General features: G+C 71.4%; 18 protein-coding genes. 8 read left to right on the top strand and 10 right to left on the bottom strand.

Annotation, left to right across the window (positions count from 1 at the left end):
* Window positions 1-35 precede the first annotated feature (35 nt).
* Together C8E83_RS02210 and C8E83_RS02205 are read right to left on the bottom strand one after the other, a co-directional pair.
* Window positions 36-416: a DUF3566 domain-containing protein gene (locus C8E83_RS02210; RefSeq protein WP_121368228.1), complete on the bottom strand. Its 381-nt coding sequence runs from the start codon at window positions 414-416 to the stop codon at window positions 36-38.
* The gene (locus C8E83_RS02205; protein WP_121368227.1) at window positions 409-1,239 is read right to left on the bottom strand and encodes a COG4705 family protein; all 831 of its coding nucleotides are present in this window, start codon (window positions 1,237-1,239) and stop codon (window positions 409-411) included. The genes C8E83_RS02210 and C8E83_RS02205 overlap by 8 nt, the downstream gene beginning before the upstream one ends.
* A gap of 128 nt (window positions 1,240-1,367) precedes the next feature.
* Between C8E83_RS02205 and C8E83_RS19375 the strand changes: the two genes are divergently transcribed.
* From C8E83_RS19375 to C8E83_RS02195, 3 genes are read left to right on the top strand one after another with little or no spacing between them, the layout of a single operon-like run.
* Complete coding sequence (locus C8E83_RS19375; RefSeq protein ID WP_170159818.1) at window positions 1,368-2,552, top strand: hypothetical protein; 1,185 nt, start codon at window positions 1,368-1,370, stop codon at window positions 2,550-2,552.
* A complete protein-coding gene (locus tag C8E83_RS02200) occupies window positions 2,549-3,790 on the top strand; it encodes a mannosyltransferase family protein (protein WP_170159817.1) in 1,242 nt (413 codons plus the stop codon). The genes C8E83_RS19375 and C8E83_RS02200 overlap by 4 nt, the downstream gene beginning before the upstream one ends.
* Window positions 3,791-3,831: 41 nt before the next feature.
* Window positions 3,832-4,404, top strand: coding sequence for a Chromate resistance protein ChrB (locus tag C8E83_RS02195; protein WP_121368225.1), 573 nt, complete (start codon window positions 3,832-3,834; stop codon window positions 4,402-4,404).
* A 27-nt stretch (window positions 4,405-4,431) separates the two neighbouring features.
* On the opposite strand, the gene C8E83_RS19720 is transcribed toward C8E83_RS02195, so the two are convergent.
* From C8E83_RS19720 to C8E83_RS02175, 4 genes are all read right to left on the bottom strand, one after another.
* On the bottom strand, window positions 4,432-5,541 hold the full coding sequence (locus tag C8E83_RS19720) for a COG4280 domain-containing protein (protein WP_211331644.1): 1,110 nt from the start codon (window positions 5,539-5,541) through the stop codon (window positions 4,432-4,434).
* Window positions 5,542-5,612: 71 nt separating this feature from the next.
* Window positions 5,613-6,731 (bottom strand): ABC transporter ATP-binding protein, encoded by a 1,119-nt coding sequence (locus C8E83_RS02185; RefSeq protein WP_121368224.1) that lies wholly within the window; start codon window positions 6,729-6,731, stop codon window positions 5,613-5,615.
* Between the two features lie 4 nt (window positions 6,732-6,735).
* Window positions 6,736-8,529, bottom strand: a complete 1,794-nt coding sequence (locus C8E83_RS02180) for an ABC transporter permease (RefSeq protein WP_121368223.1) — start codon at window positions 8,527-8,529, stop codon at window positions 6,736-6,738.
* Complete coding sequence (locus C8E83_RS02175) at window positions 8,526-9,602, bottom strand: ABC transporter substrate-binding protein (protein WP_121368222.1); 1,077 nt, start codon at window positions 9,600-9,602, stop codon at window positions 8,526-8,528. Before C8E83_RS02175 ends, C8E83_RS02180 begins: the two co-directional genes overlap by 4 nt.
* A gap of 217 nt (window positions 9,603-9,819) precedes the next feature.
* On the opposite strand from C8E83_RS02175, the gene C8E83_RS02170 reads away from it, so the two are divergent.
* Window positions 9,820-10,374, top strand: coding sequence for a DUF2127 domain-containing protein (locus tag C8E83_RS02170; protein WP_121368221.1), 555 nt, complete (start codon window positions 9,820-9,822; stop codon window positions 10,372-10,374).
* Window positions 10,375-10,385: 11 nt separating this feature from the next.
* On the opposite strand, the gene C8E83_RS02165 is transcribed toward C8E83_RS02170, so the two are convergent.
* Entirely contained in the window at window positions 10,386-11,186 is an 801-nt protein-coding gene (locus tag C8E83_RS02165) for an ABC transporter permease (protein ID WP_245981858.1), read from the bottom strand.
* A gap of 227 nt (window positions 11,187-11,413) precedes the next feature.
* Between C8E83_RS02165 and C8E83_RS02160 the strand changes: the two genes are divergently transcribed.
* The 3 genes from C8E83_RS02160 to C8E83_RS02150 are packed head-to-tail and all read left to right on the top strand — an operon-like array spanning window position 11,414 to window position 14,639.
* Window positions 11,414-12,313, top strand: a complete 900-nt coding sequence (locus C8E83_RS02160) for a DMT family transporter (protein WP_121368219.1) — start codon at window positions 11,414-11,416, stop codon at window positions 12,311-12,313.
* Entirely contained in the window at window positions 12,310-13,506 is a 1,197-nt protein-coding gene (locus tag C8E83_RS02155) for an NAD-dependent epimerase/dehydratase family protein (protein ID WP_121368218.1), read from the top strand. Before C8E83_RS02160 ends, C8E83_RS02155 begins: the two co-directional genes overlap by 4 nt.
* A gap of 20 nt (window positions 13,507-13,526) precedes the next feature.
* Complete coding sequence (locus C8E83_RS02150; RefSeq protein WP_147430051.1) at window positions 13,527-14,639, top strand: glycosyltransferase family 4 protein; 1,113 nt, start codon at window positions 13,527-13,529, stop codon at window positions 14,637-14,639.
* A gap of 39 nt (window positions 14,640-14,678) precedes the next feature.
* Here C8E83_RS02150 and C8E83_RS02145 read toward each other — a convergent pair whose 3' ends face one another.
* Window positions 14,679-15,350, bottom strand: coding sequence for a response regulator transcription factor (locus C8E83_RS02145; protein WP_121368216.1), 672 nt, complete (start codon window positions 15,348-15,350; stop codon window positions 14,679-14,681).
* Window positions 15,347-16,060 (bottom strand): phosphatase PAP2 family protein, encoded by a 714-nt coding sequence (locus tag C8E83_RS02140; RefSeq protein WP_121368215.1) that lies wholly within the window; start codon window positions 16,058-16,060, stop codon window positions 15,347-15,349. The genes C8E83_RS02145 and C8E83_RS02140 overlap by 4 nt, the downstream gene beginning before the upstream one ends.
* A gap of 159 nt (window positions 16,061-16,219) precedes the next feature.
* On the opposite strand from C8E83_RS02140, the gene C8E83_RS19370 reads away from it, so the two are divergent.
* Window positions 16,220-16,369, top strand: a complete 150-nt coding sequence (locus C8E83_RS19370) for a hypothetical protein (protein WP_170159816.1) — start codon at window positions 16,220-16,222, stop codon at window positions 16,367-16,369.
* Here the strand turns inward: C8E83_RS19370 and C8E83_RS02135 are convergent.
* Window positions 16,346-18,895: a glycosyltransferase gene (locus C8E83_RS02135; protein ID WP_170159815.1), complete on the bottom strand. Its 2,550-nt coding sequence runs from the start codon at window positions 18,893-18,895 to the stop codon at window positions 16,346-16,348. The genes C8E83_RS19370 and C8E83_RS02135 overlap by 24 nt on opposite strands.
* Between the last annotated feature and the right edge of the window lie 80 nt (window positions 18,896-18,975).

The following is an 18,975-nucleotide window of genomic DNA, read 5'->3' as shown; positions in this document are numbered from 1 at the left end:
TAGCGCGCCGGGCGGCCCTCGCGCCCCGGGGCGCTCTAGCGCCCCGGGCGGAACGCGCGAGCCGACGAGAAGCCGAGCATCACGCCGCCGGTGAACCGCACCGCGGCGTTGTAGGCCAGACCGCCGAGCACCGCGACGACGACGGTCGTCACGACCTGCACGGCGGCCAGGACGACCACCACGCTCATGACGCTTCCGGTCGTGATCGCCCGCTGGAGCGACGCGACCGACGAGCTCTGCCCGTCGCCGAGGAGCGTCTGCGCGAGCGAGGCGAACCCGCCGGAGCTCGAGAACGCCGTCCACGCGACGTATCCGGCGATCGTCATGAGGATCCCGACGACGACCCCCGCGAGCAGCCCGTACTTGGCGAGCGCGCCGACGCCGAGGTGGTGCACCAGCAGGCGGACCTCAGCCACGGGCGAGCTCGGGGGTCGTGACGTCCGGCTTGCGGATCTGGAGGAAGGCCACGAGGGCGACGATCACGGCGAGGAAGAGCCAGCTCGTCGTCGCGGTCCCGAGGCCGAGCCCCTGGTTGCCCTGCTGTGACAGCCAGTCGCCGGTGGAGGCGCCGAGCGGCCGGGTCATGATGTAGGCGAGCCAGAAGGCGAGCACCGGGCTGATCGGCGTGAGCCTCCACACGGCCGCGATCAGGGCGATCACGCCGGCGAAGACGACCAGGGTCGTGAGGTAGCCGAGCGAGAAGGTCTCGGCGATGAGATCACCCACGGCCGTGCCGGTCGCGAACGTGGTGAGGATCGCCAACCAGTAGAACGCCTCGCGGCGAGGTGTGCGGATCGAGTGCATGGAGAGGGTGCGCTCGACGAGCCACCAGGCGAGGAAGACGGCGCCGAGGAGCGTCACCGACACGACCGTGATCGCGACCATGTTGTTCGGCACGTCGCCCTGCCCCTCGAACATGTCGGTGATCTGCGTGCCCAGCACGCTGATCACGACGATCGTCGACCAGTACACCGCCGCGACGTACCTCCGCAGCCTGAACTGCACGATCAGCAGCACGGCCAGCACCGCGGCCGTGACCGCCGAGACCTCGTAGAGGGCGACCTGGAGCTGGTCGGGGGAGGCGTTGTCGCCGCCGACGGCGAACAGCGTCATCAGGTTGTCGGACATCGTCTCGCCGATGGTCGTGCACAGGCACTTGATGATCCAGAAGTAGACCGTGACCTCGGGCACCTTGTTGAGGAGGGGCAGCACGCCGCGGGTCGTCGCAGTGGTTGTCATGGCGTCAGGCTTCCCGGCGGCGCCGCAGAAACCTCTAAGGCCGTCCGGCACCCTGGGGAAAGGCCCAGAGGCCGCCCGGAGGCCCGCATCTGAGCCGCATCTGTGAGGCGCTCGCGTACCCGTGGAGGATGATCTCCGCCCGCCTCGGACGCCTCCTCGACCTCGCGAGCGCGCACCGCCGGCTCTCCGTCGGCGCGGCCCTGCTGATCGGCACGCTGCTGCACCTGTGCGGCACGGCCCTCTTCTCCTGGCACTTCATCGTGCAGGGCTCTCGGCTGCTCTGGTCGCCGTCCGGCCTCCACCTCTATGCCACGGCACCCGACCTGCAGATGGGGCCGCTGACCTTCGTCGTCGGCGGGCTGTTCTCGGTCGCGCTCCCGGGAGGCGCAGGAGCGGCGGCGGCCGTGGTCACGATGCTCGCGGCGGGTCTCGGCGCGATCCTGCTCGCCCTCGACATCGCCGACTCACCGTCTCCGGGCACGGGCGGCGTGTTCCCCGGCGACCGCTCGACGACGGTCGCCGCCCTCGGCGCCGCGATGCTCTGGACCGAGGTCGCCGTGCACTACGCCCACCTCGACGACGCCCTGGCCCTCGGCGCGGGGATCGCCGCGATCGCGCTGGCGAGACGACGGCGTGACGTCGCAGCCCTCGCCCTGGTCGGCATCGCGATCGACTTCAAGCCCTGGGCGCTTCCGCTCGTCGCCCTCCTGCTCGCGGTCCGGCCGGAGAGTCGCGCACGGGCCGCGGTCGCGGTCGCGGTCGTCGTGGCCTCGGCCTGGCTGCCGTTCCTCGTCGCCGACGTCGGCACCCTCCGCATCTTCTCGTTCGCGATCCCCGTCGCGAAGAACTCGGGGCTCGCGATGTTCGGCTCGCACCCGGCCGTCACTCCGCCGTGGGATCGCCCCCTGCAACTGGGCGGGGCGACGGCCCTGATCGCCGTGGCCGCGTGGCGGCGACGCTGGGCCTCTGTATTGGTGCTGCTCGTGGCCGTCCGGATGCTGCTCGACCCGGCCACGTACCACTACTACGACTCCGGCCTCGGCCTCGGGGTCCTGGCCCTCGACGCGTCGTGTGCCGCGCGCCGCCGTCTCCCGGCCGGGACTATCGTCGCGGGCGTGGGCGTCACCGCAGCGAGCTACCTCCTGCCCTCCGGGGTCGACGGAGTCGTCCGCGTCGTCTCGCTCGTCGTGATCGTCGCTCTCGCCCTCACCGACACCCTCCGGGGCGGCAGGGCGCAGGAGCCCGCTCCGCACGCCGGTGCCCTCGAACCCCGCTCGTCGGCCCCCGCCGACCGCACGACGGTGGCGGCGTGACCGCGCTCGACGGGGCCGGGCTCGATCGCGGCGCACCGAGGCTCGACGGATCGCGTCGCGCGTCCCCGCCCCCGTCGCTCGCGCGTGTGTCGTGGCGCCCCGCGCTCCTCGGGACGGCCGCGATCTGGGTCGTCGTCCGGCTCGTGCTCACGGTCTACTCGCTCGTGGTGACCTCGACGAGCACGGCGGTGCCGGTTCAGCCGGCGGTGCCGCACTCGTTCTTCACTTTGCTGTACCACTGGGACAGCTCGTACTTCCTCGAGATCGCCCACAACGGCTACTTCGCCGCCGCCGACCCGCCCGACCTCCAGGCGTTCCTCCCCGGCTACCCGCTGGCCGGCCGCCTCGCGACCCTCGTGCTCTTCCCGGGGCAGGGCCCGACCGTTCCGCACCTGCTGGTGGGGCTGTGGCTCGCCGCCGCCATCCCGTCGTTCGTCGCCGGGGTTGGCCTCTGGCGCATCACGGAGGACCGCTTCGGTCCGCGCGTCGCCGCGGGCGCCGTCGTGCTCCTGCTGGCCGGGCCCTACTCGGTGTTCCTCGCCGCGTCGTACTCGGAGTCGCTCTTCCTCGCGTTCGCCGTGTTCGCCTGGTACCACGCGCTGCGCGGCCGCTGGTGGGCCGCCGGACTCCTCGCGGCGGGCGCGTCGCTCACGCGCATCGACGGCGTCTTCCTCGCCGTCGCGCTCGGCGTGGTGGTACTGCAGGAGCACGGTCGCCTCACCCGCCGAGCCGTCCTCCGCGCCGTCGGGGTCGTCGCGCTGTCGCTCTCGACGCTCGTCGGCTACTTCGTCTACCTTGCCGCCGTCACCGGCGACCCGCTCTCCTGGCTCACCGCCGAGCGCCACGGCTGGCATCGCCGGTTCACCGTGCCGTGGGTGTCGGGGCTCGAGACGCTCAGGACCGCGCTCGACCCGGCACGGTCGTCGCCTCTCCGGGCGCAGGCTCTGCTCGAGGTGGTGTTCGCGATCCTGTGCCTGGCGGGCCTCGTCGTGCTGGCGAGGCGTCGGCGGTGGGGCGCCGTGATCCTCGTCGGGTCGACCCTCGCCTCGCTCATGACGAGCACGACCTACCTCTCGCTGTCGCGCGAGAGCCTGCTGCTCTTCCCGCTGACGATGACCGTCGCCTCGTACCGCGACCATCCGAGCAGGCGCTGGGTCTTCCGCGCCGGGCTCGCCGCGAGCATCCTGCTGCTGTTCTTCAACACGCACCAGTTCGTCCTGGGGCTCTGGACACAGTGACCCGGCGCGGGCGATCGGGCCGGGAAGCCTAGACTTCGACTGTGGCAGACGACTCCCCCACCACCGAGGCCTCCTCCCCCTCCAGCAGCGAGTGGCTGGTGCTGGTGTACCGGATCCCGTCCGAGCCCACCCGCCTGCGCGCGACGGTGTGGCGGCGGCTCAAGGCGCTCGGCGCGATCTACCTGCAGAACTCCGTCGCAGCCCTCCCGAAGAGCCTCGCCGCCGAGCGCGCGCTGCGGAAGCTCCGCCACGAGATCCTCGAGATGTCGGGCACGGCCTCGCTCCTGAGCAGCAGTGTCTTGGTGGGCGAGTCGAGCATCCTCGACACCTACCAGGCCGCCCGCACCGACGAGTACGACGAGATAGTCGACCGCTGCACCGGATTCCTCGCCGAGATCGAGAAGGAGTACACGAAGAACCACTTCACGTACGCCGAGCTCGAGGAGAACGAGGTCGACCACACCAAGCTGGTCAACTGGCTGGAGAAGGTGCGCTCGCGCGACGAGTTCGGCGCCCCCGGGCGAGCCGAGGCCGAGGCGGCGCTGCAGAAGTGCACCGACGCGCTCGAGGAGTACGCCGCACGGGTCTACGCCGAGGAGCCCGAGGGCCACTGACGCCCCGCCCGCGCGGCGTCGCCCCGGTCAGCGCAGCGCGCGCCGGATGCTGTAGGGCAGGAGCGCCGCCGCGACGAGCGCCGTGATGAGGAACGCGCCCGCCCAGGCCGGTGCCACGAGAGCCGTCACGATCAGCCCGATCGCCACGCCCGCCGCGACCTGCCAGTCGTCGCCGATGACGAAGTCGTAGAGGAAGAGGCCGATCGCGGCCAGGCGCGAGCCGAGGCCCCGCCGCGCCGTCGTCGCGGGTGCGGCCGTGGTCGCAGGAGCCGCGGTCACCGTCGCCGTGGCGGTCGCCGCCGGGCTGCCCCCGCCCACCGGGCCCTCCCCCGCGACCGTGGTGGCCGGGGCCGCGGACGCCGCGGCGGCCGGGCTCTTCTCGCCGGCGGCGGGGATGCCCTTCGAGCGGCGGTACGCGCTCATGGCGAAGACGAGGATCAGGCAGAAGACGGCGACGCTCGGCGCGATCACCAGGAGGGAGAGGTCGGCACCCGGCCACGCTGCTCCGGCGCCCTCGGCACCCCAGAAGATGCCGAACGAGGTGAGCATGATGCCCACGACGAACTTCATGGTGTTCTCGGGCACGCGCGAGAGCGGCCCGCGCACGGCGATGCCGAGCAGCACCACCACGACGACCGCGACCGCGGCGGCGAGGACGGCCACCGGGATGTTCTTCTGGTTCGTGCCGAAGGTGAGGACGATGAAGACGACCTCGAGGCCCTCGAGCACGACGCCCTTGAACGACAGGGTGAACGCGTACCAGTCGCTCACGAAGAGCTTCGAGGTGTTCTGCGCGGCACGGGCGGCGTCGAGCTGCTTGCGGTAGATCTCGGCCTCGTCGTGCAGCGGCTTGTAGCCGCTCGACCGGTTGACGGCCTTCCGCAGCCACTGCAGGCCGAAGACGAGCAGGAGCCCGCCCACCACGACGCGCAGCACGTCGAGGGGCAGCAGCTGGATCGCCGGCCCCACGACGGCGACGACCACCGCGAGGAGCACGACGCCGGCGATCACGCCCTGCGTGGCCGAGCGCCAGCTGCGGCTCGTGCCGGCGGCCAGGACGATGGTCGTCGCTTCGACGGCCTCGACGACGCAGGCGAGAAAGACGGCGACGAAGAGGGCGATGTCGTTCGCGCTCATGGGCTCCTCCAGAGTGAGTGATCGTGTTCGCGAATGATTCTAACAGTCGTTAGGTTCTTGTGTGACGGTCGTCAGGCGGGGAAGGCGAGGCAGCCGTCCGGGTCGAGCGCGATGCGGCACCCCACGTCGCGACGCCAGGAGCGCTCCGCGAAGACGCCGGCGAGTCGACCGTGAGCGGTCTCGACGACGTGGTCGTAACCCCGGCCGCGGAAGGCGATGTCGACGACGCGCCCGGCCAGATGCCCGCTCGCCTCGGGGGCGTCGCCGGAGACGAGTCGGGTGGCCGTCGGGCGCACCAGGATCCGGACGTCGCCGCTCACCCCGTCGAGGAGGCCGGGCCGCGCCAGGATCTCGTCGTCGCCCACCCGCACGACCGCGTACGGCCCCGCGACCCCGGTGACCGTCCCCTCGACCGCGCCCGCGAGGCCGGTGAATCCCGCGACGAACGGGTTCACCGGGTGCCGGTAGACCTCTTCCGGCGTGCCGCGCTGCACCACTCGGCCGTCGCGCAGCACGGCGATCTCGTCGGCGAGCGCGAACGCCTCCGACTGGTCGTGGGTGATGTAGAGCGACGTCGCGCCGGACGACCGAGCCAGGGTCGAGATCTCCACCCGGAGCCGCTCGCGGAGGTCGGCGTCGAGATTCGACAGCGGCTCGTCGAACAGCAGCAGCGCGGGCTCGGCGACCACGGCGCGGGCCAGCGCGACGCGCTGCTGCTGGCCGCCGGAGAGCTCGTGCGGATAGCGCGCCCCGAGGCCGTCGAGGCCGACGCGTTCGAGTGCGGTCGCCGCCAGGCTGCGCCGCGCGGAACCCTGCAGGGAGCGCCTCCGGAGCGCGTACTCGACGTTCTGCGCCACCGTCATGTGCGGCCAGAGCGCGTAGTCCTGGAAGACCATGGCGACGTCGCGGCGCTCGGCGGGGACGCTCGTGCGCCCCGAGCTGATGGGCGTGTCGCCGAAGTGGACGGTGCCGTCGTCGAAGGCCTCGATGCCGGCGATGCCCCGCAGCAGAGTGGTCTTGCCCGAGCCGGACGGCCCGAGGAGCACCATGAACCGGCCCGGCTCGATCTCCAGGTCGACGCCGTCGAGCGCCGTGGCGCGGCCGTAGCGCTTGGTGGCGCCGCGCACGACCACCTCGTGGCCGCCTCCGTCACGGGGTGCGGCTGCGGTTCGTCGGTCGAGGAGGGTCATGCGGTCACCGGGCCTTTCCGAGGGTGCGCCAGCCGACGGGTGCGGCGAGGCGGTAGAGGGCGTAGCCGGCGCCGACGACGGCGAGGGCGAACAGGATGGCGAGCACCTCCATGGCGGTCGCGCCGCCGAAGTCGTACTTGCCGAGCGCGACGTCGATCCCGACCGAGACCGGCTGGGTTCCGGCGGGCGCGAGCAGCTGCGACACCGGCAGCTCCAGGAGCGTCGCGGTGAAGGTGAGCAGCCAGGCCGACAGGAGCGGGCGGGAGACGATCGGCAGCACGATGGTGGCCCAGGCGCGGGCGGCGCCGCTGCCGTGAACCCGGGACGCGTGCGTCATCGACTCCTGCAGCTGGCCCATCGTGCCGACGAGGACGCGCGACGTCGACGGCAGCGCGGTCGCGATGTAGGCGAGGACCAGGAGCGTCGTGGTGCCGTAGAGGTGGATCCCGAGGGCGTTCGTGAGCGGCAGGTTGTAGGCGAAGATGTAGCCGGCGGCGAAGACGATGCCAGGCAGGGCCACGGCGCCGAGTAGGACGAGGTCGAGGATCCTGCCGCTCGCGGTCGCTCCCGAGGCGGCGAGGAGCCGCGCGCACACGGTCGCCATGACCACCGTCACGCTGGCGGTCACGGTGGCCAGGATCGCCGAGTACTTCAGCGGGCCGAGGAGGTCGGGGCTGGTGAGCACCCGCGTGTAGTTGCCGAGCGTGACGCTGTGCGCCCCGAGCGACCCGAGGTTCGAGATGAGCGAGGCCGAGACGGCGCCGAACGCTGGGACGCCCACGCCCACTACGGCCACCACCCCGACGAAGAGCGCGGCGGTCAGGGCGCCTGGCACGCCGAGCCGAGCACGCGACGCCGGCCGCGAGCGGCCCCCGAGCACGCGGAAGCTGCGCCCGCGGAGCGCGCGCCCCTGCGCCAGGAGCGCGAGCGCGACGAGCACGAGGAGCACCCAGCTGACCGCCGACGCCACCGGGAAGTCGACCGGGAACGCCTCGACGGCCGTGTAGAGCGTGTAGGTCGCGACGACGAAGTGCGAGTCGTTCGCCAGCGTCGACGCAACGCCGAAGTCGCTCACCGACTCGGCGAACACGATCGCGAGCGCCGCCCAGATCGCCGGAGCCAGCATCGCGACGTTCAGGCGCAGGGCGGCCGCGCGACCGCCCCCGTGCACCCGGAGGGCGTCCTGGAACTCGTCGCCCAGGCCGCGGACCGCGTTCGCGATGGCGAGGAACGCGAACGGAATGCCCTTCATGGTGAGCACGACGACGACTCCGACCGGGCCGTAGATCGTCGCTCGCAGGCCGGCGTCGGGCACGCCCAGCACGGCGAGGACGCCGTTCGGCTCGAGCAGACGCTCCCAGCCGAGGGCGATGAGGTACGAGGGCGCCAGGAGCAGCGCGAAGACGAGCCCCGTCGCGATCCTGCGGCCCGGAGCGTTCGTCCGCAGCACAAGCCACGCCAGCGCGAACCCGATCGCCGCCGACAGCACCGCCGTCGAGACGCCGACGCCGAGCGAGTCGACGACGCCTGTGAGCAGCTGCCCGGTGAGGGCCTGGCGGAACGCGTCGAGGGTGAACCACTGCGGGCCCTGACTCAGGAGCGCCGGGCTGAACGCGACGGCGAGGAAGAGCGCGATGGGCAGCACCAGGATCGCGACGATGACGACCCAGAAGACGGTGAGGGCGCTGACGCGACGCCGCCGACGCGGCAGCCGGCGCGCGGCCGCCTCCGGGGAGTCGGTCAGGGCCTCTCCGGCGAGGGAGGCGGCCGCGTCACGCGGCGTCGCGAGGGCGATCATTTGACGTTCGAGTCGAACCAGGTCGTGACCTGGCCCTGGAGCGGACCCCAGAACTTCGGGTCGATCGTCTGGTACGCGGTCGGGAACGCCGTCATGCCGGGCAGCGGGGTGCCGCCCGAGACGATCGGGTAGAACAGCGAGTCGCCGGCCGGGTCGGCCTTCTGCATGAGCGCCTGGCCCTGCGACGACAGCGCGAAGTCGATGTACTCGCCGGCCTCCTTCTTCTGCACGGCGTCGAGGCTCTTCGACATCGCGAGGTTCGCCGGAAGCAGCGTCGACTTCGAGAGGTAGACCACCTTCGGCTTGAACGTCGCGCTCGTCTTGGCGGTCAGCACCTCGCCGAGGGCGGCGGAGCTCTGGATGAGGCCGTAGTTGATCTGGCCGGTCTCGAGGGCGTGCAGGGTGTCGCCGTTCGTCGGGTACACCTTGATGCCGTTCGCCTTGAGCTTCGAGAGGTACGCCTCGCCCTTGGCGACGCCGTTCTTCTCGCCGCCGAACTGGTTCATCAGGCCCGCGATGAGCGGATAGGTGGGCCCGGACTGCGCCGGGTCGTTCATACCGCCCTGGTTTTTGAAGGTCGACGACAGGAGGTCGTCGTAGCTGGTCGGCGCCGAGATCTTGGCCGAGTTGTAGATGAGCCCCGGCACGAGCGTGACACCGGTGGGCGTGTAGCTGTGGTCGGCCGGCACGACCGACTTCCCGACCGCGTCGTACGACGCCGAGGGCGTGTACGAGCCGAGCAGGCCCTGCTGGTCGAGCGACGCGTACGCCGTGGCGCCGTCGGCCCAGAACAGCGACCACTGCGGGTTGTTCTTCTCGGCGGCGATCTTGGTGAGGAGCGGGCCGGTGCTGTCGTCGACGACCTTCACCGGGATCCCGGTCTTGGCCGTGAACGCCTTCGAGACCATCGCGTCGTAGGCGACGGCGGCGTAGAGCGTGAGCGGCTCCTTCGCGGCGCTCGTGGCGGCCGTCGACGCGGTGGTCGTTCCGTGAGCCGCCGCCGTGCATCCGGTCAGGGCGGCGGCCGCCACGGCGAGGACTCCGAGGGCGGCGATGCGGGATCGGGCAGTCATGTTTCATCCTTCGCGCTGAGTGTTGTTCCTGGCTTCTAACGAGCGTTAGAAACTGTATGGAACGAACTCGGGCCGAGAATGGCTGTCGCGTGACCACTCGGTGAACGGTCGGTGCCGCCGGCCGCGCCTACCGGTTCTTACACGAACGCGAACGCTTCTTACACAAATCTGGGCGCGGCCACGCGAGCCTGGTGCTCCGAGACGAGAGGTGGGCAGGATGACGCGCACAGGCACCCCGACGACCGAGTCGGGCCTGCTCCACCTCGTGTTCCGCTGGGGCGTCGTCGCCAAGGGCGTGTACGGGATCGGCGAGGTCCTCGCGGGCATCCTGCTCACGCTCGTCAGCCCGCAGGCCCTGCAGGGCTGGGCGACGTTCCTCACGCAGCAGCGACTCAGTCAGGATCCCGACGACGCCCTCTCGCTCTGGCTCGTCGACTTCGTCGGCGGACTCACGGCGTCGGCCGTGACCTTCGCCGCGGTCTACCTCATCGTCCACGGGGTCGTGAAGATCGGCCTGCTGCTCGCCGTCGCGACGCACCGCTACCGCATCTACCCCTGGGCGATCGGCGTGCTCATCGCGTTCATCGCCTACCAGTCGTACGAGCTCGTCGTGAACTTCGGCTGGGGCCTGCTCGCCCTCACGATCTTCGACGCGATCATCGTGCTCCTCACCTGGCGCGAGTACCGGAACCGCCCGACGCTCGGCGGCGAGGCGTCGGACGAGGAAGGCGACCTCGCGCGGCGGCGTGAGCTGGAGGACGCGACGCGCTGATCCTGCGCCCATCAGATCTCCTTCAGCACGGCGCGCTCGCACAGGCGGAACACCACGAGCCCCACGCCCAGGACCACGAAGCACACGACGGCGCCGACGACGGCCTCCTTCTTGATGAGCTCCTGCGGGAAGAACGTGGCCCGGTAGACGTCGAAGATGCCGGCGAGGGGGTTGAAGGCCATCACCGGCCGGAACTCGCGGGGCAGGCTCTTCGACGAGTAGATGATCGGCGTGGCGTAGAAGAGGAACCGCAGGATCAGGCGCACCGCGCGCTCGAGGTCGCGGAAGAAGACGACGAGCGGGGCGATGATCAGGCTGAGGCCGGTGATCAGCACCATCTGGAGCACCACCGCCACCGGGAAGAGGACGATCTGCCAGTGAACCGCGGCGTGCGATCCCAGCGCGAAGAACGCCAGCACCGGGATGCTCAGGACGAACTCGATGCCCTTCGACGCGACGATCCGGTTCACCCAGATGGTCCGCGGGATCTTCGTCGACCGCACGAGCTTCGCGTCGGTGATGAACGCCTTCGTGCTGTCGGAGACCGAGTTGCTGAACCACTGCCACGGCAGCAGCGCGCTCAGGAGGAACACGATGTACGGGTCCTCGCCGACACTGCGGTGGAACACCTTCGTGAAGACGAAGTAGTAGATCAGCGACATGAGCAGCGGGTCGAGGATCGACCACACGTAGCCGAGCACGCTCGTCGTGTAGCGGACCTTGAGGTCGCGCTTGGTCAGCAGCCACAGCACCTGCCGGTAGCGGCGGAGACCCGTCGCGCGGGAGGTCCCGACTGCGGCCGTCTGAAGGATCTGCGTCACGACTGCCTCTGTGCTCCGGTGGTCGCTCCGGCACTGCGCCGGGGCGAGGACGAGGGTGGCGACCGGGCACTCAGATTCCGTTAAGAAGCCGGAGGACCATGGTCGTGAGCGGCCTGTCATTCTTAGCCGCTTCTGGGATCGCCGCTGGTGGCATGGCAGCGACCGGCAAGGTCCCGTCGCGATCTCGCGCGGGGCACCGGAGGGCGTGTGGAGGTGCGATGTCGGTCGGCCTCGCCATCGTCGCGGCCCTCGCGTCGTCGGCCTGCGCCGCGCTCTCCAACGTGCTGCAGCACGGCACCGCGAAGCGCGGCCCCGAGGGCACCGGGCTCCGCCTCGGTCTCCTGTGGCACCTCCTGCACCGGCCGGTCTGGCTCGCCGGCTTCGCGGCCGCAGGAGCAGCGCTCGTGTTGCACGCGGTGGCTCTGGACGGCGCGCAGCTGGGCGTCGTCCAGCCGATCCTCGTGTCCGCCGTGCTCTTCGCCCTGCCGGCCTCGGCCCTGCTCGAGCACCGTCGGCCGAGCGCCGTCGAGTGGTCGTGGGCGGCGCTGCTCGTCGCCGGGCTCGGCGGATTCCTCGTGCTGGCGATGCCGTCGGCCGGTCGGGCGCTGCCGTCCGTGCCCCTGCTCGCCGCGTGCCTGACCGGGGCGGCGGTGCTCGGCGCGCTCGCGGTCCTGGTCGGCGGCGTCGCCCTGCCCCGGTACCGCGCCTCGCTGTTCGGTCTGGCATCGGGCATCGCCTACGGCATGGTGGCGCCGCTGCTGAAGCTGGTGCTGGCGCAGGTGACGGCCGGGAGCAACCCGGCCACCTGGATCCTGGCGGGCCTGATCATGGTCGCGGTGGGCGCTGTGGCGGTCGTGCTCAACCAGGCCGCATACCAGGCCGGCCCGCTCTCGGCGGTGCTGCCGCCCTGGACCCTGGCCGACCCGCTCGTGGCGACCGCGATCGGCGCGATCGCGTTCGGCGACCGTCTGCAGGCAGGGCCGTGGGCCGTCGCCGGCGAGGTCGTCGCGGCCTGCGCCGTCGCGGTCGCGGTCACACAGCTCGCCCGACGAACCCCCGTGGCGACGGCCGACCGGCCGCTGCACCCTGCTTCGACACCCCTGGAGGGACTGCAATGAGAACACTGATCCTCGGCGGCGACGGCTTCATCGGCTGGCCCACCGCCCTCGAGCTGTCGGCCGCGGGCCACGACGTCGTCATCGTCGACAACCTGTCCCGGCGCAGGATCGACACCGAGCTCGGCGTGGGCTCGCTCACCCCGATCCGTCCGATCGAGGAGCGCATCGCCGCCTGGCGCGAGGTCACCGGGCGCGAGATCCGCTTCGCACCCTGCGACGTCGCCCAGGACTTCGACCGGCTCGTCGACATCCTCCTGCGGGAGGAGCCCGACGCCGTCGTGCACCTCGCCGAGCAGCGCGCCGCCCCGTACTCGATGAAGTCGGCCGCCACGAAGCGCTACACGGTCGACAACAACGTCAACGCCACCCACAACCTCCTGGCGGCGATCGTCGAGAGCGGCGTCGACCCGCACGTCGTGCACATGGGCACGATGGGCGTCTACGGCTACGGCACCGCGGGCGTCGCCCTGCCCGAGGGCTACCTGACGGTGACGACCGAGGGCGCCACCGGCGAGCCGGTGTCGCAGGAGATCCTGTACCCGACGAGCCCGGGGAGCGTCTATCACATGACGAAGTCGCTCGACCAGCTGCTCTTCGCGTTCTACAACCGGGTCGACCGGCTCCGGATCACCGACCTGCACCAGGGCATCGTCTGGGGCACGCAGACCTCCGAGACGCGCCGCGACGACCGTCTCGTCAATCGCTTCGACTACGACGGCGACTACGGCACCGTGCTCAACCGGTTCCTGGTCGAGGGCGTCGTCGGGCATCCGCTCACCGTGAACGGCACCGGCGGGCAGACCCGGGCGTTCATCCACATCCAGAACAGCGTCCAGTGCATCCGGCTGGCCGTCGAGCACCCGGTCGCCGCCGGCGAGCGCGTGCGGATCATGAACCAGATGACCGAGACCCACCGGGTGCGCGACCTCGCCGCGGTCGTCGCCCGGATCACCGGGGCGACGATCCAGAACGTCGACAATCCGCGCACGGAGGCGGCCGAGAACGAGCTCCTGGTCACCAACGACCACCTGCTCGAGCTCGGACTCGAGCCGATCCGGCTCGCGGACGGCCTCCTCGAGGAGGTCACCGAGATCGTGCGCCGGAACGCCGACCGCGTCGACGTCTCGAAGATCCCCAGCACCTCGCTGTGGCGCAGGCCTTCGCGCCTGTCCGCCGAGTCCGTGCCGCGCTGACGCTGTGCCACTCTGAACACGTGAGGATCGCCTTCGTCACCGAGACCTGGACCCCTTCGGTCAACGGAGTGGTGACCCGCCTGGCGATGACGATCGAGTGCCTCCTGGCCGACGGCCACGAGGTGCTCGTCGTCGCGCCCGAGATCCGCGGGGCCGCCGAGGTACCGCTGCCGGACGGCCTCTCCGTGATGCGCGTGCCGAGCTTCTCGATCCCGTTCATCTACGGCGGCGAGCCGTGGGGCTTCCCGCTGCCGCGCGTCACGAGGGCGATCGCCGCGTTCGAGCCGGAGATCGTCCACCTCGTGACGCCGGCGATGCTCGGCCTCGCCGGCCTCCGCGCCGCCCGCCGCCTCGATCTGCCCCTCGTGGCGTCGTTCCACACCGATCTCGCCGCCTACGCGAGGTTCTACCGGCTCGGGTTCCTCTCGGGGTTCGTGTGGTGGTGGATGCGCAGGATCCACCGCAGAGCCTCGATCACCCTCGTCACCTCCGCCCACGCCGCCGCCCTCGTGACCGCCCACGGATTCCGCCACGTGGTCGCCTGGCGCCGCGGCGTCGACGTCGAGCGCTTCGACCCGCGACGACGTCACCGCGAGACCCGCGCCGGCGACCGCCCGGTCGCCCTCTCGGTCGGACGGCTCGCCTGGGAGAAGGGGCTCCACCGGCTTCACGACCTCGCCGCCTCCGGGCTCGTCGACCTCGTCGTCGTCGGCGACGGACCCGACCGCGACCGGCTCGCCGCGGTCTTCGAGGGCACGCCGACGACGTTCCTCGGCACGCTCACCGGCGAGGACCTCTGGCGCGCGTACGCCGACGCCGACCTGTTCGTGTTCTCGTCGACGACGGAGACGCTCGGCCTCGTTCTTCTCGAGGCGCTCGCCAGCGGGCTGCCGATCGTGGCGGCCGAGTCGCCGGCCAGCGTCGAGCTGCTCGGCGGGCGGGAGGTGGCGCGGCTGTTCCCCGCGGAGGAGCCTGCGGCCGCGGTCGAGGCGGCGCGGCTCCTGCTGGAGTCGGGGCGTGAGACCGATCTGGCCTCGGCGGCGCGTGGCCTGGCCCTCGACTGGGACTGGCCGACCGCGACGCGAGGCCTCGTCGACAGCTACCGGCGCGTGCTGCTCGAGCGGCGGCCCTGACGGGCGACGAGCGCGACGAAGGTCGGAGCGCGACGAGGGTCAGAGCGCGCCGAGCCGGTAGCCGCGGTTGCGCACGGTGAGGACGATGTCGCGCTCGGTCTTGCGGCGGAGGTAGTGCACGTACGTGTCGACGGTGCCGGGCAGCTCGCTGTCGGCGAAGACGACGCGCAGGAGGTGCTCGCGCGAGAAGGTGCGGTCGGGCTCGGCGGCGAGCACCGCGAGCAGGCCCGACTCGCGGTCGGTGAGGACGACGCTGCCGCCGTACGGCGAGGTGAGGATGCGGTCGGCGGGTGTGAAGGTCCACGAGCCGACCGGCAGGCGGACGCCGGAGTCCGCGAACGAGCGGGTGAGAGCCCGGAGCCGCGCCAGCAGCTCGTCGAACTCGAACGGCTTGACGAGGTAGTCGTCGGCACCCCCGTCGAGCCCCTCGACGCGGTCGCGGACGGTTCCGAGGGCCGTGAGCATGAGCACCGGCACGGCGACCCGACCCCTGCGGAGGGCGCGGACCACGGCGATGCCGTCGAGCGACGGCAGCCTGCGGTCGAGCACGACGACGTCGTAGTCGTGGTCGAGGCCGGCGATGAGGCCGTCGCGCCCGTCGACCCGCCGGTCGACGTCGTACGTCTCCGACAGCACCTCCTCGATCAGGGGGCCGAGGGCCGGGTCGTCCTCGATCAGCAGGAGCCGGAGCCGGCCGGCGGTCTCGCTCACAGCCGATACGTGCGCGGCAGCACGTAGCGGTTCCAGAGCTCCAGCACGAACGGCGCCACCCCGAGCGACCACACGATCGACGCGATCACGTCGCTCGCGTAGTGGACCCCGTCGGTGACCAGGCAGAGGGCGACGACGACGACCACGACGGCGCCGAGCCCCGTGGCGAGGGCCGACCAGCGGCTCCCCCGGGCCAGGAGGACGACGGCGATGACCAGCGTCGTCACGAATACCATGTGCCCGCTCGGGTACGACGGGTCGGTCGGCATGGGCGTGAGGTGGTGCGGCAGCTCGTCGGCGTCGGGGCGGAGCCGGTGCACCAGGATCTTGACGATGTCGCTGGGGATCCAGGTGATCGCCACGAGAGCGGCGAAGGTCGCGGCCAGGCGGAGGTTCCGCGAGACGACGAGGATCGCCACGGCGATGAGCGCCGTGAGGGTGATCGCCTCGACGGGGCTGAAGATCTTGTAGACCGCCGACCCGAGCGCGCCGATGGCGCCGGTGTGCAGGCGGGTGAGGGCGACGCTGATCGACATGTCGATCCGCGTCATGCCGGGGGTCCGGGCGAGGATCAGCCCGAAGGCGAGGACGACGGCGATCGCGCCGACTCCGAAGGCGAGCCAGTCGTTCCTGCCGGTTCCCGGTCGGAGCATCGGGGGCACGGCGCGCCTGGTGCGGACGTCGCGTCCGGCGCTCGTCGAATTGGTCATGCCCCGACCCTCGGGCAGGCCCTCTAAGAATCGCGGAAGACTGACCGGGGAGATCACGGCGCCGTATCTGAGACGCTTCTGAGTCCGTGTCGGTCACTCTTCTGCGGTCAGCCCGAACGAGCACAGGCTCGATCGGGCGCAGAGCAGAGAGGAGCGACCGTGAACTCGAGCGTCTTCGTCGTGTCCGTCATGATCGGTATCGGCATCGTCGCCTTCGGCTTCGGATTCGCCGTGCGCGAGGCCATCTCGGTGCTCGCCGACGTCGACCGGGTGTACGACGACCGGTCAGCCGATCTCGACGACGCGTGACGTCGGCTCCTGCGCCCCGGTGCTCGACGGAGCCGGCGAGCCGGACGGCCGCGGGCCGAGCGCGACGGCCTCGAACTGCGCGAGAGCCAGGGCGTTGTAGGTCGGGGTGTCGAGCGGGCTGGGCGTGACCCTGCCCTCGAGGAAGAGCCGCAGGCCCGTCGCGAGCGCGGCGACCTCCGACGGCACGATGTGGATCATTCCGTCGGGCAGCGCGTCGCGGATCGACGCGAAGTCGGTCGAGATGATCGGCAGGCCGACCACGGCCGCTTCGAGGAGCACCATCGGCTGACCCTCGTACGAGCTCGACAACACGAAGCAGTCGGCCGAGCGCATCACCGAGAACGGGTTGTCGAGCGGGCCGGTGATGAACGCGATGCCGCCGAGTCCCAGCTCGTCGACGAGGGCCTCGAGGTCGTCGCGGAGCGGGCCGTGGCCGATCACGAGGAGTCGGACGCGCGGGTCGGTGCGGGCCACCTCGGCGAACGCGCGGACGAGGAGGTCCTGGTTCTTCTCGCGGGTGTAGCGGCCCACGGTCACGAACCAGACGGCGTCGTCGTGTCGCTCGAGCGCCCGCACCCAGTCGGGGCGGCGGCCGCCCTCGGGCTCGGGCTCGTTCTCGAACGGACGGGCCGCGGCCAGGCGCCGCACCCGGTTCGCGTCGATCAGGTTGAGAGCCGAGCGGATCGGGCGCCCGCGGAGCACCTCCGCCGGAAGACGCGTGGAGTTGATGGAGGCGAGGGCGGGCGAGACGGCGACGGTCTGGTCGTACTCCGGGTAGAGCGCAGCGATGGAGGGCAGGCTCGTCGCGAGCGGACGGCGGTCGCCGACCTTCCGGTCGACCTCGGCGACCATGTCGTTGTGCAGCCAGATCGTGCGCCGGGCCTCGGGCGAGTGCAGCAGGAGCGTCGCCCAGAACGGGCTGTAGCCCGAGAAGTCGACGACGGCGTCGAAGCTCGCCGACCCGAAGCAGCGGCGCCACTCGTCGTCCCAGAGCGCGCGCTGCCGGGGCTCGGCGGAGTGGGCGGCGGCGTCGCGCAGGTCGTAGCGACGCCGCCGGACCACGTGCCGCCACTTGGTGCCGTTCATGCCGCCGTCGCGCGGGAACTGCCGCACGTGCGCCGGGATCTGCTGAGCGTTGTGCGCCTGCTGCCGCGAGGCGGTCCGCGTGTAGGCGACGCTCACGTCGTATCGCTCGGGAGGCAGGGCGCGCAGGAGGTTCAGCGCCGACGCCGTGATGCCGTTCGACGCGAGGTTGCCGACGTGGATGAGGATCGACGGCTTCTCCTGCGCCGATAGATCCCGCACCCGATGCCCGTCCGCATCGCGCCGGAAGACGATGTCGACGACGCGCCGCGTGGCTCCCGGCCCGTGCGGGGTGAAGCGCCGCTGCCACTCGTCGCGCACATCCGCTCGCAGTCGCGGATCGTCCGGCGCCGCCGCCACCATCCGAGCGAGGTCGTCGACGTCGGCGGTCACCGGGCCGGGCAGCGCGTCGTCGCCGAAGTAGCGGCCTCGCGCGGCGTCGTACTCCTCCTCGTCGGGCACGTGGAACACGATGCGGCGGCCCGTCGCCAGGAAGTCGAAGAAGATCGAGGAGTAGTCGGTGATCAGTGTGTCGGTGACGCCGAGCACGAGGTTGGTGGGCAGGTTCGAGGGCACCAGCACGGCGGCGAGCCCGGCGGTCGTCGAGACGTACCGCTCCAGGATCTGATGCGTCTTCAGGAGCACCGCAAAGCCCTCGCCGAGGAGGCTCTGGAGGCGCTCGACGCGGTCGAGCAGAGCGGCGACGTCGTCCGCAGGATCCGCGAAGCGGTCGCCGTGCCACGTCGGGGCGTACAGCACCACTCGCCGCGAGCGGACGCGGAGCCCGGCGGACTCGAGCCGGGCGAGGACCGCGTCGTGCTCGGCGGCGGACAGATCCTGCCGGTCGACCCGCGGGTAGCCCTCCTCGATCACGCGGCCGGCGAACTGCCCGCGGAGGCGATAGGCCGACGCGTACATCGTGTCGGTCATGAAGGCGTTCTGCGAGAGCAGGAAGTCGGCCTGGAGGAAGTTGCGGAGGGTGTTGCCGCCCTCGCGACCGCCGTCGGGCATGTCGTTGCCCATGGTCTTCAGCGGCGTGCCGTGCCAGGTGTTGACGTAGACCTGGCCGGGGCGCTTGGCGAACCAGTGCGGGAACGTCGCGTTGTTGACCAGGTACTCGGCCGTCGACACCGCCCGGAGGTACGGGAGGGAGTCGCGGGTCACGAAGCGGACGCGCGGGTCGCCGCGGAACTCCGCCACGATCGGATCCTCGTGGGCGCCGGCGGCGAGCACCCAGACGTGACGGAGGCCGGGCAGGTCGGAGGCGGCGAGGAGCTCGCGGAAGATCGCCTCGGGGTTGCACAGGGCGCCGGATCCTGCGAACGACTCGTAGAGGACCTCGCCCGCGCGGATCGGCTGGGCGCGGTACCGCGCCAGGGCCTCGTAGCGGACGGCCCGGCGCGCGAGCCGGGCGCGCCGCAGGGCGGAACGGATGACGGGCACGTGATCTCCCTGGTCGGCTGGGGGTGCGACCTCGAAGTCGAGCGAAGGCCTTCTCAGAAACCTCTGAGATCTCACTTCTT

The organism is Frondihabitans australicus, assembly GCF_003634555.1.
In the GTDB taxonomy this organism is placed as follows: Bacteria; Actinomycetota; Actinomycetes; order Actinomycetales; family Microbacteriaceae; genus Frondihabitans; species Frondihabitans australicus.
This window is presented reverse-complemented; position numbering and strand designations above follow the sequence as displayed.

Coding starts and splice junctions, on each gene's coding strand:
- C8E83_RS02205 (WP_121368227.1), bottom strand. CDS start 1,239: ATGACAACCACTGCGACGACCCGCGGCGTGCTGCCCCTCCTCAACAAG.
- C8E83_RS19375 (WP_170159818.1), top strand. CDS start 1,368: ATGATCTCCGCCCGCCTCGGACGCCTCCTCGACCTCGCGAGCGCGCAC.
- C8E83_RS19720 (WP_211331644.1), bottom strand. CDS start 5,541: ATGAGCGCGAACGACATCGCCCTCTTCGTCGCCGTCTTTCTCGCCTGC.
- C8E83_RS02185 (WP_121368224.1), bottom strand. CDS start 6,731: ATGACCCTCCTCGACCGACGAACCGCAGCCGCACCCCGTGACGGAGGC.
- C8E83_RS02180 (WP_121368223.1), bottom strand. CDS start 8,529: ATGATCGCCCTCGCGACGCCGCGTGACGCGGCCGCCTCCCTCGCCGGA.
- C8E83_RS02175 (WP_121368222.1), bottom strand. CDS start 9,602: ATGACTGCCCGATCCCGCATCGCCGCCCTCGGAGTCCTCGCCGTGGCG.
- C8E83_RS02170 (WP_121368221.1), top strand. CDS start 9,820: ATGACGCGCACAGGCACCCCGACGACCGAGTCGGGCCTGCTCCACCTC.
- C8E83_RS02160 (WP_121368219.1), top strand. CDS start 11,414: ATGTCGGTCGGCCTCGCCATCGTCGCGGCCCTCGCGTCGTCGGCCTGC.
- C8E83_RS02155 (WP_121368218.1), top strand. CDS start 12,310: ATGAGAACACTGATCCTCGGCGGCGACGGCTTCATCGGCTGGCCCACC.
- C8E83_RS02140 (WP_121368215.1), bottom strand. CDS start 16,060: ATGACCAATTCGACGAGCGCCGGACGCGACGTCCGCACCAGGCGCGCC.